This window comes from Salegentibacter holothuriorum, from assembly GCF_900168045.1.
In the GTDB taxonomy this organism is placed as follows: Bacteria; Bacteroidota; Bacteroidia; order Flavobacteriales; family Flavobacteriaceae; genus Salegentibacter; species Salegentibacter holothuriorum.
The window spans coordinates 37,669-53,372 of sequence record NZ_FUYY01000010.1; the positions used below are offsets into that span (position 1 = coordinate 37,669).

The 15,704-nt window shown below is 37.0% G+C and carries 15 protein-coding genes; 10 read left to right on the top strand and 5 right to left on the bottom strand.

What is annotated here, in order from left to right:
* Positions 1 to 2 precede the first annotated feature (2 nt).
* Positions 3 to 1,706 (bottom strand): GMC oxidoreductase, encoded by a 1,704-nt coding sequence (locus B5X51_RS15120; RefSeq protein WP_079722032.1) that lies wholly within the window; start codon positions 1,704 to 1,706, stop codon positions 3 to 5.
* 149 nt (positions 1,707 to 1,855) lie between these two features.
* Here B5X51_RS15120 and B5X51_RS15125 point away from each other — a divergent pair, with 149 nt between their 5' ends.
* The 9 genes from B5X51_RS15125 (at position 1,856) to B5X51_RS15165 (ending at position 10,780) form a co-directional block, all read left to right on the top strand.
* Positions 1,856 to 2,863: a sugar phosphate isomerase/epimerase family protein gene (locus tag B5X51_RS15125; protein WP_139374909.1), complete on the top strand. Its 1,008-nt coding sequence runs from the start codon at positions 1,856 to 1,858 to the stop codon at positions 2,861 to 2,863.
* Positions 2,864 to 2,881: 18 nt separating this feature from the next.
* Positions 2,882 to 4,117, top strand: a complete 1,236-nt coding sequence (locus tag B5X51_RS15130) for a nucleoside permease (protein ID WP_079722033.1) — start codon at positions 2,882 to 2,884, stop codon at positions 4,115 to 4,117.
* 20 nt (positions 4,118 to 4,137) lie between these two features.
* The gene (locus B5X51_RS15135) at positions 4,138 to 5,277 is read left to right on the top strand and encodes a Gfo/Idh/MocA family protein (protein WP_079722034.1); all 1,140 of its coding nucleotides are present in this window, start codon (positions 4,138 to 4,140) and stop codon (positions 5,275 to 5,277) included.
* Between the two features lie 12 nt (positions 5,278 to 5,289).
* Positions 5,290 to 6,345 (top strand): sugar phosphate isomerase/epimerase family protein, encoded by a 1,056-nt coding sequence (locus tag B5X51_RS15140; protein ID WP_079722035.1) that lies wholly within the window; start codon positions 5,290 to 5,292, stop codon positions 6,343 to 6,345.
* 6 nt (positions 6,346 to 6,351) lie between these two features.
* Positions 6,352 to 7,110, top strand: coding sequence for a 3-keto-disaccharide hydrolase (locus tag B5X51_RS15145; RefSeq protein WP_079722036.1), 759 nt, complete (start codon positions 6,352 to 6,354; stop codon positions 7,108 to 7,110).
* Between the two features lie 322 nt (positions 7,111 to 7,432).
* The gene (locus B5X51_RS15150; RefSeq protein WP_079722037.1) at positions 7,433 to 8,644 is read left to right on the top strand and encodes a bifunctional alpha/beta hydrolase/OsmC family protein; all 1,212 of its coding nucleotides are present in this window, start codon (positions 7,433 to 7,435) and stop codon (positions 8,642 to 8,644) included.
* A gap of 99 nt (positions 8,645 to 8,743) precedes the next feature.
* Complete coding sequence (locus B5X51_RS15155) at positions 8,744 to 9,340, top strand: superoxide dismutase family protein (RefSeq protein WP_079722038.1); 597 nt, start codon at positions 8,744 to 8,746, stop codon at positions 9,338 to 9,340.
* 103 nt (positions 9,341 to 9,443) lie between these two features.
* Positions 9,444 to 9,974, top strand: a complete 531-nt coding sequence (locus B5X51_RS15160; RefSeq protein ID WP_079722039.1) for an RNA polymerase sigma factor — start codon at positions 9,444 to 9,446, stop codon at positions 9,972 to 9,974.
* The gene (locus B5X51_RS15165) at positions 9,974 to 10,780 is read left to right on the top strand and encodes an anti-sigma factor (RefSeq protein WP_079722040.1); all 807 of its coding nucleotides are present in this window, start codon (positions 9,974 to 9,976) and stop codon (positions 10,778 to 10,780) included. The genes B5X51_RS15160 and B5X51_RS15165 overlap by 1 nt, the downstream gene beginning before the upstream one ends.
* Positions 10,781 to 11,127: 347 nt before the next feature.
* Here B5X51_RS15165 and B5X51_RS15170 read toward each other — a convergent pair whose 3' ends face one another.
* From B5X51_RS15170 to B5X51_RS15180, 3 genes are read right to left on the bottom strand one after another with little or no spacing between them, the layout of a single operon-like run.
* Positions 11,128 to 11,880, bottom strand: coding sequence for a LytR/AlgR family response regulator transcription factor (locus B5X51_RS15170; protein WP_079722041.1), 753 nt, complete (start codon positions 11,878 to 11,880; stop codon positions 11,128 to 11,130).
* A complete protein-coding gene (locus B5X51_RS15175) occupies positions 11,880 to 12,173 on the bottom strand; it encodes a 2TM domain-containing protein (protein ID WP_079722042.1) in 294 nt (97 codons plus the stop codon). Before B5X51_RS15175 ends, B5X51_RS15170 begins: the two co-directional genes overlap by 1 nt.
* A 2-nt stretch (positions 12,174 to 12,175) precedes the next feature.
* A complete protein-coding gene (locus B5X51_RS15180) occupies positions 12,176 to 13,501 on the bottom strand; it encodes a 2TM domain-containing protein (protein ID WP_079722043.1) in 1,326 nt (441 codons plus the stop codon).
* A gap of 192 nt (positions 13,502 to 13,693) precedes the next feature.
* Between B5X51_RS15180 and B5X51_RS15185 the strand changes: the two genes are divergently transcribed.
* Positions 13,694 to 14,128, top strand: a complete 435-nt coding sequence (locus B5X51_RS15185; RefSeq protein WP_079722044.1) for a hemerythrin domain-containing protein — start codon at positions 13,694 to 13,696, stop codon at positions 14,126 to 14,128.
* A gap of 201 nt (positions 14,129 to 14,329) precedes the next feature.
* Here the strand turns inward: B5X51_RS15185 and B5X51_RS15190 are convergent, their stop codons facing one another.
* Complete coding sequence (locus B5X51_RS15190) at positions 14,330 to 15,637, bottom strand: NAD(P)/FAD-dependent oxidoreductase (protein ID WP_079722045.1); 1,308 nt, start codon at positions 15,635 to 15,637, stop codon at positions 14,330 to 14,332.
* Positions 15,638 to 15,704: the final 67 nt, after the last annotated feature.

Below are 15,704 nucleotides of genomic sequence, written 5' to 3' on the forward strand. Positions count from 1 at the left end.
ATTTAGACGTTAGATTTTTTGAAATTCTTAGAAGCATGGTCTGCTGCCCTTGCAGTCATGGCCATATATGTTAAAGAAGGGTTCTGGCAACCTGCAGAGGTCATAAAAGATCCATCGGTAACATATACATTAGGAACTTCATGTATTTGATTATTCCCATTTAGAACCGATGTTTTGGGATCTCTTCCCATTCGGGCTGTCCCCATCTCGTGTATTCCAAGCCCGGGAGCTCCCAGATAATCATAAGGTTGAACATCTCTGAATCCACCTTTTTCCAGCATTTCTACCGCCTGGTTTACCATATCCTTTCTCATTTTAAGCTCATTCTCCTTAAACTCGGCATCGAAAGTTACGGTTGGTAGACCCCATTCATCGGTTTTATTATAGTCCAGGGTCATTTTATTTTCATGGTAAGGTAAGGTCTCTCCAAAGCCCATTAGTCCCATAGTCCAGCCTCCAGGCTTCACTATGGCTTCCTTTAGTTCTTTACCATAAGACGCTTCCGCTATACTTTGGCTCCAATCACCACGACCGGCACCTCCCTGATAACCATAACCACGTTTAAAATCAAGATTATCCCCTGCTTTCAAATTTCTAAATCGAGGTAAGTAGATACCATTTGGTTTTCGGCCTTTATAATATTGATCTTCAAAACCGTCATATTTGGCTGAAGCTCCAGCACGGAAATGATGATCCATCACATTATGACCTAATTCTCCGCTATCGTTCCCCATTCCATTCTCAAATCTATCAGACTTTGATTGCATAAGGATACTTGTAGAAGCAATGGCTGAAGCACAAAGAAAAATTACGTTGGCTTTAAATTCTATTTCTTCTTTAGTTTCGGCATCAAAAATTTTAACACCGGTAGCTAATTTGGTTTCAGGATCGTAAACTACTTCGTGAACTACAGAGTTTGGCCTTAAAGTCATATTACCTGTACGCTCGGCTGCAGGTAAAGTAGAAGAGTTACTACTAAAATAACCTCCATAGGGACAACCTCTAATACAACGATTTCGGAATTGACAATTAGAACGGCCTTCAAAATTTTTATCACCAGTAAGATGCGCCACTCGTCCTGCTGTTAAAACACGACCATCTGTAAAGTTTTTTGCCATACTTTTCTTGAGGTGATCCTCAACACAATTAAGTGGCATTTGTGGGAGAAACTTCCCATCGGGTAATTGACTTAAACCAAGGTTTTCCCCACTTACACCTATATATGATTCTACATAGTCATACCACGGTGCGATATCTTTATAACGAATTGGCCAGTCTACTCCGTGGCCATCATTTTTATTGGCGGTAAAATCTAAATCACTTAATCGGTAACTATGTCTTCCCCACATAATAGATCTACCTCCTACGTGGTAACCTCGCATCCAATCAAACCTTTTGGTTTCATTATAAGGGTGTTTTATATCATCTACAAACCAATGCGCACTAGCTTTGTTAGTAGTATAGCCTGTACGAGATTGCTTCTGCTGGCGTTTCTTCTCTTCCCTTGTTAATTGTCCTTTATGCTTATAATCCCAGGGATCATCGTTCATAGTAGGATAATCTTCAATATGCTTTACCATACGCCCCCTTTCCAGAACAAGGGTTTTAAATCCTTTTTCACTAAGTTCTTTGGCGGCCCAACCACCGCTTATTCCCGTACCTACGACTATTGCATCATAAGTGTCATTTTCATAATAATTGCTCACTTTCCTGTAGTTAATTAATAATTTAGTTAATCGAATGTTCCCAAATATATAAATTTATGCTTATGATTTTACTTCTTTAAAAAAAAGTATACTTTTAAGATTCTAAAAATATCAGTAAAATCACATTCTGTAATCCTTAAATCTATTTTATGAAAATGAACTCAACTAATTTTTTATCCCTTTCCCTTATATTTTTCCTTTTCCTCGGAATATATTCCTGTAAAGATCAAAAATCACAAAAAGAAAATACTGAAACCGCTGAAGCTAATTCTGAAGTAAATAAAAATCCATTTTTTAAACTTTCGCTAGCGCAATGGTCTCTCAACAAACCTATTTTTGCCGGCGATTTAGACCCTATGGATTTTGCGGAAAAAGCAAATGAAATGGGCTTTCAGGGCATTGAATATGTTAACAGTTTCTATGCACAAAAAATCAAAGATGCTGAAAACCCGGAAGAGGCATTGCAGAAAGTTTTAGATACTTTAAAAGCGAAAAGTGAAGAGTTTAACGTAGAAAACGTTTTAATAATGATAGATGGTGAAGGTGATCTAGCTAGTCCTGAAAAAGATAAGCGTGAATTAGCTGTTGAAAATCATAAAAAATGGGTTGATGCTGCTAACTTTTTAGATGCTCAAGCCATTAGGGTAAATCTTTTTGGCAGCCAGGATCCAGAAGAATGGAAAACTTCTGCCACTCAAGGTTTAAAAGCCCTTAGTGAATATGCAGCAGAAAAAAATGTAAATATATTAGTTGAAAATCACGGCCAACTATCTTCAAATGCTGGGTTACTCGTAGAGGTAATTAAAGGTGTTAACATGGATAACTGTGGCACATTACCAGACTTTGGGAATTTCTGTCTTAAAAGAGAAGGTGGCGCACAATGGGAAGCAAAGTGTGTGGAAGAATATCCAAAATATAAAGGTATAGAGGAAATGATGCCTCACGCTATGGCCGTAAGTGCAAAATCTTACGACTTTAACGAAGAAGGAGAAGAAACTACCCTAGATTATGAAAGAATCCTGAAAATTGTTCAGGATGCTGGATATACCGGTTTTATTGGGGTGGAATATGAAGGTCAGAACTTATCTCCGGAAGAAGGTATTAAAGCTACTAAAGAACTTTTAATAGGAGTGGGAAGTAAACTAAATACTAAATAAGAGAAGCCACAGGAGATAATGAAAAGTATAACCAGATTTCAACTATCAACCATGATGTTCCTCGAATTTTTTATTTGGGGCGGGTGGTTTGTAACTTTAGGAACATTTTTAGGTCAAAATTTAAGTGCTACCGGTGCCCAAACCGGGATGGCATTTTCTACTCAATCATGGGGAGCCATTATAGCTCCCTTTATTATTGGCCTTATAGCCGATCGCTTTTTTAATGCCGAACGCATATTAGGTTTTCTTCATCTGGCAGGAGCGGTTTTGCTCTATATGATGTTTCAGGCGGAAGACTTTACTAATTTCTATCCTTTTGTTTTAGGATATATGATTATTTACATGCCTACCCTGGCTTTGGTGAATTCCATTTCCTTTTATCAAATGACCGATCCTTCTAAACAATTTTCAGGCATTAGGGTTTTTGGAACCATGGGATGGATTGTTTCAGGAGTGGTAATTAGTCTGGTATTTGGCTGGGATTCTGCTATAGCGCGAGAAGAAGGAATGCTTAAATACACTTTTTTAATGGCAGCGGCTGCTTCTGCAGTTTTAGGCTTATTTAGTTTTACCTTACCTAAAACCCCACCAAGTAGTAAAGGGGAAAAAGTGACATTATCTGATATTTTAGGGCTGGAAGCACTTGCTTTACTTAAAGGAAGAAACTTTTTAATGTTCTTTATTTCATCAGTTTTAATTTGTATTCCATTGGCTTTTTATTATCAAAATGCCAATCCATTTCTTTCGGAAGTAGGAATGGAAGATCCGACTTTTATGATGTCTATCGGTCAAATTTCCGAAGCATTATTCCTTTTATTATTGCCATTCTTTTTTAAGAAATTTGGCTTTAAAATCACCTTATTGGCCGGGATGTTAGCCTGGGTGCTTCGGTATTTATTATTCGCTTATGGCAACGCCGGCGAATTGGTTTATATGCTCATTTTAGGAATTGCGCTTCACGGGATTTGTTATGACTTCTTCTTTGTTTCCGGCCAGATCTATACCGATTCTAAAGCGGGACCAAAAATTAAAAGTGCAGCACAGGGCTTAATTACATTAGCTACTTATGGCGTAGGGATGTTAATCGGTTTCTGGGTGGCAGGACAAATTAGTGATCTTTATTTAAACGCAGACGGTACTCACAATTGGCAACAAATATGGATAGTTCCAGCAGGTTTTGCCTTTGTAGTAATGATAATTTTCGCTATTTTCTTTAAAGATGAAAAAATAGCAAAAAAAGATATTGAAATTTAAAAAGCAAAAGATTAAAAATTATGGGTAAAAAGATAAAATTAGGAGTTTTAGGCGGCGGCGGTGATTCCCTTATCGGGATCTTACACCGGGTGGCCTCTTCTATGTTTGATAAATTTGAATTTGTTGGTGGTGTTTTTAATCCCGACCTGGAAGAGAGCAAAAAATTTGCTCAGGAACTGGGAATTGGAACTGATAGGATTTATAAAGACCTTGACCATTTAATCGCTGAAGAAGAAAAGTTACCGGAAGATGAGCGTATTAAAGTTGTTTCTATTCTTACGCCAAATTTCCTGCATTTCCCTATGGCTAAACAGCTTTTGGAAAATGGGTTTCATGTGATTTGTGAAAAACCAATGACCACGACTTACGAGGAAGCTAAAATTCTTGAAGACACCCTTAATAAATCTAAAACCATCTTTGCGGTAACCTACACCTATACAGGTTACCCTATGATTCGCCAAATGAAAGAAATGATCGCCGCTGGCGAAATTGGTGAAGTACAAAAGATAGACGTACAATATTATCAGGGTTGGATAAATCCTATTATCCACGATAAAGATGAAAGAAACAGTATATGGCGACTTGATCCAGAAAAAGGAGGTATTAGCTGTTGTATTGGTGACATTGGTACCCACGCTTTTGATATGATAGAATATGTTTCCGGCCTGGAAGTAAAAGAACTTTTAGCCGATCTAAACTATGTGTATTCAGATAATATAATGGATGTAGACGGCACCGTTTTACTTCGTTTTTCAGAATATGTAAAAGGAGTACTTAGATCCAGCCAGATCGCGACCGGAGAAGAAAATAATTTTGCGGTAAAGATCTATGGAAAAAAAGCCGGCTTAAAATGGGAGCAGGAAAATCCCAATTATTTGTATAAATTAGAAGATGGCCAGCCAATAAAGGTTTTAAAACCCGGGCACGAATATAATTCAGCACTTTCTTTAGACGGAACAAAATTACCACCGGGACATCCTGAAGGTATTTTTGATTCTATGGGAAACATCTACAAAGGAGTAGCTAAAGCAATTAATGGTGAAAAATATCATCCCGCAGAATTCCCAACAATGAAAGATGGTATACGCGGAATGAACTTTATTGAAAAAGTTGTAGACTCTCACGCCAAAGGAAATGTTTGGGTGAAATTAGACGCATAAAATTGGAGTATTATGAAAACAGTAAAAGGACCTGCGGTTTATTTAGCACAATTCATGGACAGCAAAGCGCCATTCAATAGTTTGGATGGTTTGTGTAAATGGGCTGCAGATTTAGGATATAAAGGAATACAAATCCCAACCTGGGAATCGGCTTTAATAGATCTAAAAAAAGCAGGTGAAAGCAAAGATTACTGCCAGGAAATTAAAGGAAAAGTAGAATCTTACGGCTTAGAAGTTACCGAGCTTTGCACGCATTTGCAAGGCCAACTTGTTGCTGTACATTCAGCATACGATACCATGTTCGATAATTTCGCTCCAGATGAAGTTAAAGGCAATCCAAAAGCGAGAACCGAATGGGCCGTTGAGCAAATGAAAAGCGCAGCCCGTGCCAGCAGGCATTTTGGCTTAGATGTACACGGTACTTTTAGCGGCTCGCTGCTTTGGCACACTGCACACCCCTGGCCACAAAGACCGGAAGGTCTTGTAGAAATGGGATTCCAGGAACTCGCAAAAAGATGGACACCCATTTTAAACGAGTTTGATGAACAGGGTGTAGATGTTTGCTACGAGGTTCACCCGGGAGAAGATCTTCATGATGGAGTTACTTTTGAGCGTTTCCTTGAAGCTACCAATAATCATAAAAGGGTAAATTTACTATATGATCCCAGCCATTTTGTGCTGCAACAATTAGATTACATATCTTATATAGATCATTACCATGAATTTATTAAGATGTTCCATGTAAAAGATGCTGAATTTAATCCTACCGGAAAAAAAGGTTCTTTTGGTGGATATGGCGACTGGATAGATCGAGCCGGCCGTTACAGGCATCCCGGAGATGGCCAGGTAGACTTTAAAACTATATTTTCTAAATTAACCGAATATGGCTGCGATGTCTGGGCCGTTTTAGAATGGGAATGCTGCATTAAATCCCCGGACCAAGGTGCTCGTGAAGGTGCGCCGTTTATTCAAAGTCATATTATTGAGGCTACCGAAAAGAAATTTGATGATTTTGCCGGAAGTGAAATTGACGAACAAAAATTAAAACGAATCTTAGGACTTAACTAACATATCATGAAAAAAACCAGCTTAATTTTAGCAGCCGCTGTAATAATGGCCTCCGCCTGTAAATCTGATAAAAAAGAAAGCAAGGCAAACGAAACCAGTAAAAAACCAGACACTACTGCTATGACAAGTCTTGAAGGTAGTTGGCAAAACCTGCTTAATGGTGAAAATCTTGAAAATTGGAAAGCTTTTAATGCTGATTCTATTTCAGATCAATGGCAGGTAAAAGATGGGGTACTTGCTTTTACCCCGGCCGAAGGAAAACGGGAAAGTACAGAAAACCTTATTTCAAAAAACTCTTACACCAATTTTGAACTTTCCCTGGAATGGAAAATTTCAGAAGCAGGAAATAGCGGAATTATGTGGGGCGTTCAGGAAAGTGAAGAGTTTTCTGAGCCTTACTTAACCGGGCCAGAAATTCAAATTCTGGATAACAAATTGCATCCCGATGCCAAAAATGGCCCAATTAGGCAAGCCGGTGCCCTTTACGATATGATGCCACCAAGCGAAGACAAATCCCGTAACGCCGGCGAATGGAATAAAACGGTGATTCGAATTAATCATAAGACCAATAAAGGCTCGGTTCGTTTAAATGGAACGCTAATCACAGAATTCCCGGTTCACGGGGAAGAATGGAGTAAATTGGTAGAAAACTCAAAGTTTAAAGACTGGGAAGATTTTGGGAAAAGCAGAGAAGGCCATATTGCACTGCAGGATCACGGCAACAAAGTGTGGTTTAGAAATATTAAAATAAAAGACTTAGATTAACCTAATTCCTATTTTATAATTGGGGCTTTCTGAAAAGGTTTTAAAATCGTCATCTTGATTTTATTTCATAGCGTGCCCCGATTTTTTATCGGGGATCTAACATACTTATAATCAATAAGAGTATTAGAAGCTGAAATAAGTTCAGCTTGGCGAAAATAGACTTTTCAGACAGCCTTTTTTTGTTTTGGCACTTGCGCTAAACAATTTGTACATTTAATAAAATACCTCGCGTTAAGTCCATGACGCATTAAATGGAAAGATTTTTAGATTTCGAGGCAAGTCTCGGAAAATTAAACCTCGATTATCGAGTAAAAATTAAGTTATGAGAACCGAAAAAGTAAATTTCAAAAATAAGAATGGAGATGATTTATCGGGATACCTGGAACTTCCACTAAACCAGGATCCGCATAATTTTGTGCTTTTTGCACATTGTTTTACCTGCAACAAAAATTTCTTCGCCGCTAAAAATATAAGTCGAACTTTAGCACAAAACGGCTATGGGGTTTTACGCTTTGACTTTACCGGATTAGGAGAAAGTGAAGGTGATTTTGCCGACAGTAATTTTTCTGGAAATATCCAGGATCTTCTAGCTGCGGCAACTTACCTGGAAAAAGAATTTAAAGCTCCCAGCCTTTTAATTGGTCATTCCCTTGGTGGAGCCGCGGTATTATTTGCTGCAAAAGAAATAGAATCGGTTAAAGCTATAACTACTATTGCAGCTCCTTCTACTACTGCCCACGTTCAGCATTTAATAGAAAATAACATAGACGAGATTAAAAAAAATGGCGAAGCTAAAGTGAATATTGGAGGCAGAAGTTTTAAAATCAAAAAACAGTTTCTAGAGGATATTGACCAGCATGAATTGAAACCTTACCTAAGTGAACTTAAAAAATCACTTTTAATAATGCATTCGCCGCAAGATAATATTGTAAGTATTAAAAATGCCGAAGAATTATACATTGCCGCAAGACATCCTAAAAGCTTTGTTTCATTAGATGGAGCAGAACATCTTTTAGCTTCAGAAAAAGATGCGGTGTATGCCGGAAATGTGATTGCTACCTGGGCTTCCCGATATTTAATAATTCCTAATAAGGAAATTCCGGAATCTAATGCAGATGTGGTAGCAGGACTAGAAAAAGAAGATGCTTTTACTACTAGAATGAAAGCTGGAAACCATACTTTCCTGGCCGATGAACCGGTAAGCTCCGGCGGAAAAGACTACGGCCCTACTCCATATCAATTTCTATCGTCCGCGTTAGCCTCCTGTACTTCTATGACGCTTCAGATGTATGCTAAACGTAAAAAATGGCCATTGGAAGATGTGGAAACGCATGTTTATTATTCCCGGAAACATCAGGAAGATTGTGAGAATTGTGAAAAAAGCAATACAAAAATTGATACCTTTAGAAGAGAGATCAAGCTTTATGGGGATTTAGATGAAAAACAAAAAAAGCGATTACTTGAAATTGCAGATCGTTGCCCTGTCCATAAAAGTCTAACTTCCACAACAACTATAGCTACTAAATTAATCTAAAGTAATCAGCTGAGGTTGTTAACCTATCCTTAAATCTTTGGCTATACACAGCGATAAACCTAATTTAGCCCTGTTAAATCTAAAAAACCAATCTAGATTATGAAACGAATAAGTTTATCATTAGTGTTTTGCGCCTCATTATTTATTATAGGTTGTAAAAACGACAAAAAAGAAAATGAAACAGAAAATGCTACCGAAACAGAAATGAATTCTGAAATGGACAGCATGGAAAAAGAAGAAGAAACTAAAGAAATTACTGTGCCTCTAGAACCAAAAAGCGGAAGCGATTTAGGAGGTGAAGTTACTTTTACCCAGGAAAATGGAGAAGTAACTATGGAAGCTACCATTACAGGTTTAGCTGAAGGTAAGCACGCTATCCATATTCACCAAAAAGCAGATTGCTCTGCTGAAGATGGAACTTCTGCAGGTGGGCACTGGAACCCTACCAACGAAAAGCACGGTAAATGGGGTGATGCTGAAGGATATCACAAAGGTGATATTGGAAACTTTGAAGTTGATGCTAATGGAGAAGGAACGGTTAGTATGACTACCGATGAATGGTGTATAGGTTGTGAAGACGATAACAAAAATATCGTTGGAAAAGCAATTATTATACACGACGGTGTAGACGATTTCACTTCTCAACCTTCTGGAGCAGCAGGTACCAGAGTTGGATGTGGTGTAATAAAAATGTAAGCACTTTCACATAAATTTTAATAAAAAGCGGCTAAATGCCGCTTTTTATTTTTTTCAAGCTGGAGATTTATATACTTTTACTACTTAAGCCTACAATTTCTTTATGCAACAAGATGCTTTAATTTTAGAACTACAAAATGGTAACGAACGTGCCTTTGAACGTATTTATCATTTGTATTCAGAAAGCACCTACGGAATTATTTATAGTATAATTAGGGACGAAAAGATTGCAGAAGAAGTACTGCAGGATGTATTTTTAAAAATTTGGGATAAAGCCCCAAGTTATAATTCTGATAAAGGCCGATTTTTTACCTGGATTTTGAATATTGCCCGGAATGCTTCCATAGATAAAATAAGATCAAAAAGCTTTAAAAACGATCAACAAAACCTTAAGACCGATAACTTCGTAGATATATTAGAGGCGAAAACAAATTTCTCTGAAGCTGTAGACTCAATCGGACTCAAAAAGTATATTGAAGCTTTAAAGCCGGTTTGTAAAACACTGATAGATTATCTTTTTTTTAAAGGCTATACACAAAAAGAGACTTCAGAAGAATTAGATATGCCACTGGGAACTGTAAAAACCCGCAATAGAATTTGTATTGATAAGTTAAGAGCAATGGTAATTAAGTAATGGATATTCAAAAGTACATATCGTCTGGAATTCTTGAACTATATGTTTATGGCGCACTTTCTGAAAAAGAAAGCCATGAGGTAAGCCGCGTGCTTAAAAAATATCCTGAAATTAAAACTGAAGTAGAAGAGATTGAAAAATCTCTCCTTACACTTTCAGCTGCTGCAGCTCCTAATAATGCCGAACATTTAATTGCTTCAATAAAAAATAAACTAACCAATTCGACGTCTACCACTAAAGCCCCTTCAGTGACGCCGGTTAGATCCATAAACTGGATCACCTATTCCGGTTGGGCAGCAAGCTTACTCCTACTCGTTGGCCTTTTCATTTTCTTTAACCGAACCAACGAACTAAGAGAAGATTTACAAGCTGCCAATGCCAGAAATGTGCAGATGGAAGAACAAATAGCGAATGCCCGTGAGAACGCTGAAAATGCTGAAGAATTACTCGCTGTAATTCGAGACAGGAATGTAAAGCGTATACCTTTACAGGGCCAACAAGTTGCTCCTGAAGCCTTTGCTTCTGTTTACTGGAACACCCAGGAGAATACTGCTTATATAGACGCCAAAGACCTGCCCGAACCTCCTAGAGGAAAAGTTTACCAGGTATGGTCACTTACCATGCAACCCCTTACTCCTACGAGTATAGGTTTACTTGCAGATTTCGAAACCGATGATAATAAAGTTTTTAGTCTTGAAAATCAAAACCAATCTGAAGCTTTTGGTATTACTTTAGAACCTGAAGGTGGTAGCGAGACACCAACAATGGAGCAGTTATATGTTTTAGGAACAGTAGCTGCACCGTAACTATAGCGCAAACAAAAACAGCTTTTACTCCTAATCCAGGTAATTGAACTTTTTAAGCATACAATTTTCAGGCTAGTCTGCCTGAAAAAATACATTCTAATTTCAAAAAAAAGATCGCTTGAATTCGCACAGGCCACGGAATATTTTAATCTCGATTATCGAATAAAAAATGAAGGTCTGCCATAATTATTACGGCAAACCTTCACATAACCAACCAAAAAAATAAAATTCGAAAAACCAGGGGGCTAATAAAAACGAATCTGCTTTTAGTTACCCAACTTTTCATAGATATTTACGTAGAAAATCAGCTGGTGGTTTTTATTAGCGCCAATTTTAACTTTTTCAGCCTAAGAAATCCAGTCTTTGAAATCTCGCACTCGCTCCCGACTAACAATAAGCTGAAATTCACTAAACACTTTCACTTTAACCTCTAAGCGACTATTGGTATAGCTAATAATATCTTCTATACAGTCAATATTCACAATAGATTTTCGATTAATTCTGAAGAATTTCTCGGGATCCAGATCTTTTTCTAAGTTTTCAAGGGAAACATCTACCGGGTAATTTCTGCCTGAAGCGGTAGTTAGATAAGATGCCTTATTTTCAGAATAAAAACAGCAAATTTCATTGGTTGCGATAATCTTTAAATGCTGGCCAACTTGAATAGTAAAACGGGTTTTATAATCTGGTTTATTTCCGGTTTCCAGGATTTTTCTAAAGGCGTTAAAATCTATTTGTGGTGAATTTTTGAGGTAATTTTCTTTAAATTTCGTCACTGCGTTTGCCAATTCTTCTTCATCTATAGGCTTCAACAAGTAATCAACACTGTTCAGCTTAAATGCTTTTAGAGCATATTCATCATAAGCCGTGGTAAAAATAACGGCGCTATTGATTCTCACCTTTTCAAAAATTTCAAAAGAAATGCCGTCACTCAGTTGTATATCCAGAAAAACAAGATCTGGTTCAGGATTTTCTTTAAACCAGGCAATCCCATCATTAACCGAATGCAACATGATATTTACTTCTAATCCCAGCTTTTTGAGCATTCTTTGTAAACGCCGGGCAGCAGGCTTTTCGTCTTCTACAATTACTACTTCCATTATTCCCAGCGCTGTTTTTCTTCTTTTTCCATGTATTCCTGGATCTTGCGTTCTTCCCATCTTTTATCAAACATAGGATTCAATCTAAAAACTTTTAGCGCATCAAAGGCTAAACCAATTCCCCAACCACCTACAACCCATAAGAACCAGGGATACGCCCATTGATTTGTATAGTAATTGATCCCGGCCAGGAATACATTGACCAAAATATAAGAGAATAAATGATTATAAAATTCTTTTAATTCTTTCACTTGTTCCCGAGCTTGTAGATACTTGTCTTCTGATGTTTCCATATTTAGTTGGCTTTATTTTTTTTCATTAATTCCTTTATTTTGCGTTCCTCCCAGTTTTTCCCAAGCAAGAGGTTATAGTTAAATACCGAAAGCCCATGAAAAAAAACACCTATTCCCCAACCAATTGCGGGAAAAATAACCCAAAAAAATTCGTCATAGGTTAGAAAATTAAATAGTCCAAGCACCGGAATTACAATTAAATAAGAAGTTAAATGTCCATAGAAATCGCGTTCTGCCTTTACTTGTTTTTGTGCTCTTAAATAAGCATCTTCTTTGTTAAAAGCTGGGATTTGTCTTTCCATTTTTACAATTTTTGTTAGTAGTGGTAATTTTACACTAAACACCTGGTTCTCATTAAAAACTTCAACCTTCCTATCGGTAAGCAAACCATAGCGTTGCTGAATATTTGAAAGTCCAACCCCACTACCCCGTTTTAATATTTTCTTAGGCTGAATATTATTTTCCACCACCAGGTTGCGGTCTTCTTCCACGATGGTTATTTCTAAGGGATTTTCAGAATTTACGGTATTGTGTTTTATAGTATTCTCCAGTAATAACTGCAGTGAAAGCGGAACTACTTTGGCTTCTGGTCTTTCTAACATCGAGGGAAAATTAAAAATAATCGCATCCTCAAAGCGCATCTTTAGCAAATCCATATAGGTTTTTGCGAATTTCAATTCTTCCTCCAGATTTACCAATTCCTTATTCTTCTGCTCTAACACATAGCGGTATACTTTAGAAAGCGCGCTGGTAAACTTTTGTGCCTGCTCGGGGTTTTCATCAATCAAAGCACTTAAAACATTCAAACTATTGAATAGAAAATGTGGATCTAATTGATTTTTTAAAGCATCAAATTTAGCCGAAGCCGTACCTGCAATTATTTTTTGCTCTTTTACTTTCTTTTCCTGTAAAGCTTTATAGAAATAAATAAGATGAAAAAACAGTGAAATAATGGTGGTAAATAGCAACGGAAACAAATAAGTATACATTTTTTCGTTTGCTAAAAACTCTTGCAGCGCGACTCCTTCGTAGACCACGTAATGCAGCACCCGGCAAAAGAAAAACCCTATTAAAGTTAAAATAACAGCTCCAAATGCTCCAAAAAGCACCTTTTTTAAGGTGGCCTTTTCCCAGGTTATTTTAGCACCAAACCACCAGAAGTAGCTTCCGTTAATGAAAGTAAGAATAAAACTATAAGCGAAAAAGAGAATCCAGGTTTCAAAACTCATAAACTTTTCTAGCTCAAAACCTCCAAAGAGCAATTCTAAACCAATAATGAGAATGGTTATCGCAAGACTAATTTTTAATATTTTCTGAATAAACTTCATCTATTTATAAATTACGCCACTAAATTGCGTGAAAGTAATTTGTATTACTAATTATTATTTCTGAATTGTAGAAAAAAGAAACTGAACCGTTAAATTCTTTAGAACCGATTTAAACTGCTTACGAAAAACTCTGGTTTAAATTTTCCTTAACATATAAATCAATAATTTAGAAGCTTAACCAATACCTAAATTATGAATATTTTTGAAGCTTTACGCCAGGAACATGAAATACAGCGAAACCTTGTGGCCAAACTGGTAGAAACCCACGGCGATACTCAGGAGCGTAAAAAGATCTTTGAACAGCTAAAACATGAATTAAAAATTCATGCTGATGCGGAAGAAAGGCATTTTTATATCCCGCTAATCAAAAAAGACCTTACACAGGAAAAAGCCAGGCATAGTGTAGCTGAACACCACGAGATGGATGAATTGATTGAGCAACTGGAAGACACAGAAATGGATGCCTCAAACTGGCTAAAAATTGCAAAGGAGCTTGAGCATAAGGTAATTCATCATTTAGATGAAGAAGAACAGGAAGTCTTCCAAATGGCTGGAAAGGCGCTAACCGAAAACCAAAAGACTTCCCTGGCTGATGATTATAATAAGGAAATAAAGAAAATGAGGTAATTCTAAAAACAAATAAATAAGGTTCTGTGATAAATTAAAAAGAAAGATCAGCCTAAAGAAAAAAGACTGTCGGAAAAAGTTTCAAAACCGTCATCCTGAATTTATTTCAGGATATAATATATTGATAATCAATGAAAATATTAGAAGCTGAAACGAGTACAGCTTGACGAGAATAAACTTTTCAGACAGTCTCTTTCCTATTTATATCTCTTCTTTATCTACCTTCATTTGTTTTTCATAACCTTTAAATGGCCTTATAATTAACCGGGCCGCTTTATCATAATTCCAGTAATTATAAAGCCAGTTAAAGAAAGTCACCAAACGATTTCTAAATCCAATAAGGAACCAAAGGTGTACAAACATCCAAATAAACCAGGCCAAAAATCCACTAAAAGATCCTTTGTCCAAATCTACAACCGCACGGTTTCGTCCAACCGTGGCCATAGTTCCTTTGTCTTTATATTTAAAAGCTTCTAGCTTTTTGCCCTCTACAATATTCATAATATTAGTTGCCAGATGCTTCCCTTGTTGAATCGCCGGTTGGGCAACCATAGGGTGACCTTTTGGATATTCCTGAGTTTGCATTAAGGCAATATCTCCTATAGCAAAAATATTATCATAGCCTTTTATTTGATTAAAGGCATTCACCTCATATCTATTAGCCTTTTCTACCATAGCTTCGGCTTTTAGACCTTTCACCGGTGCACCGGTTACCCCGGCGGCCCAAATAAAAGTTTCTGTTTTTAATTTAAGATCGGTATTGGTGGTCACTAAGTGGCCATCATACTCCTCAACCATAGTATTTAAATGAATTTTCACTCCTAGTTCTTCCAGAAATTCGTGGGCTTTTCTAGATGATTTTTCGCTCATTGGAGGTAAAACCCTATCCAATCCTTCTAAAAGATGAATATTCATCTCATTTGGGTTAATATCGGGATAATCATTGGGGACAATGTGATTTTTAAGTTCGGCAATAGCACCACTAAGCTCTACACCGGTTGGTCCAGCTCCTACTAAAACAAAATTTAACAGCGCTTTTCTTAGTTCAGGATCATCGGTAATTACCGCCTGCTCTAAATTTTCCAGGATCAAACTACGAATATTCAATGCCTGTGGTACGGTTTTCATCCACATACCATTATCTTCAATACTTTTATTTCCGAAGAAATTAGTCTTAGAACCCGTGGCAATCACCAGGTAATCATAGATTAAATCTCCTATAGAAGTTTCAATTAAACTCTTTTCGGGATTTATAGACTTTACTTCGGCCATCCTAAAGAGGCATTTTTTACTATTTCGCGTAATTTTACGCATAGGATAAGCAATGGAATCTGGTTCTAAGCCAGAAGTAGAAACCTGGTAAAGTAATGGTTGAAAAGTATGGTAATTATGCCGGTCTAAAATCACAGTTTGGACATCTTCGCCAATCAACTTTCTTAGCATTGCCATTCCCGCAAAACCGCCACCAATAATAACGACTCTAGGTAAATTTGTTCTTGGAATATTCATAAAGCTTGGTTTTTCTCAATATTTAGAGATTTAAATTACCACTATTATCGCGGTAGTGCACTCAAAT

Bases quoted from the DNA above. Each gene is read 5' to 3' on its own strand.
- B5X51_RS15160 (WP_079722039.1), top strand. From the start codon at position 9,444: ATGCAACAAGATGCTTTAATTTTAGAACTACAAAATGGTAACGAACGT.
- B5X51_RS15185 (WP_079722044.1), top strand. From the start codon at position 13,694: ATGAATATTTTTGAAGCTTTACGCCAGGAACATGAAATACAGCGAAAC.
- B5X51_RS15190 (WP_079722045.1), bottom strand. From the start codon at position 15,637: ATGAATATTCCAAGAACAAATTTACCTAGAGTCGTTATTATTGGTGGC.
- B5X51_RS15165 (WP_079722040.1), top strand. From the start codon at position 9,974: ATGGATATTCAAAAGTACATATCGTCTGGAATTCTTGAACTATATGTT.
- B5X51_RS15135 (WP_079722034.1), top strand. From the start codon at position 4,138: ATGGGTAAAAAGATAAAATTAGGAGTTTTAGGCGGCGGCGGTGATTCC.
- B5X51_RS15175 (WP_079722042.1), bottom strand. From the start codon at position 12,173: ATGGAAACATCAGAAGACAAGTATCTACAAGCTCGGGAACAAGTGAAA.
- B5X51_RS15140 (WP_079722035.1), top strand. From the start codon at position 5,290: ATGAAAACAGTAAAAGGACCTGCGGTTTATTTAGCACAATTCATGGAC.
- B5X51_RS15130 (WP_079722033.1), top strand. From the start codon at position 2,882: ATGAAAAGTATAACCAGATTTCAACTATCAACCATGATGTTCCTCGAA.
- B5X51_RS15180 (WP_079722043.1), bottom strand. From the start codon at position 13,501: ATGAAGTTTATTCAGAAAATATTAAAAATTAGTCTTGCGATAACCATT.
- B5X51_RS15125 (WP_139374909.1), top strand. From the start codon at position 1,856: ATGAAAATGAACTCAACTAATTTTTTATCCCTTTCCCTTATATTTTTC.
- B5X51_RS15155 (WP_079722038.1), top strand. From the start codon at position 8,744: ATGAAACGAATAAGTTTATCATTAGTGTTTTGCGCCTCATTATTTATT.
- B5X51_RS15170 (WP_079722041.1), bottom strand. From the start codon at position 11,880: ATGGAAGTAGTAATTGTAGAAGACGAAAAGCCTGCTGCCCGGCGTTTA.
- B5X51_RS15150 (WP_079722037.1), top strand. From the start codon at position 7,433: ATGAGAACCGAAAAAGTAAATTTCAAAAATAAGAATGGAGATGATTTA.
- B5X51_RS15145 (WP_079722036.1), top strand. From the start codon at position 6,352: ATGAAAAAAACCAGCTTAATTTTAGCAGCCGCTGTAATAATGGCCTCC.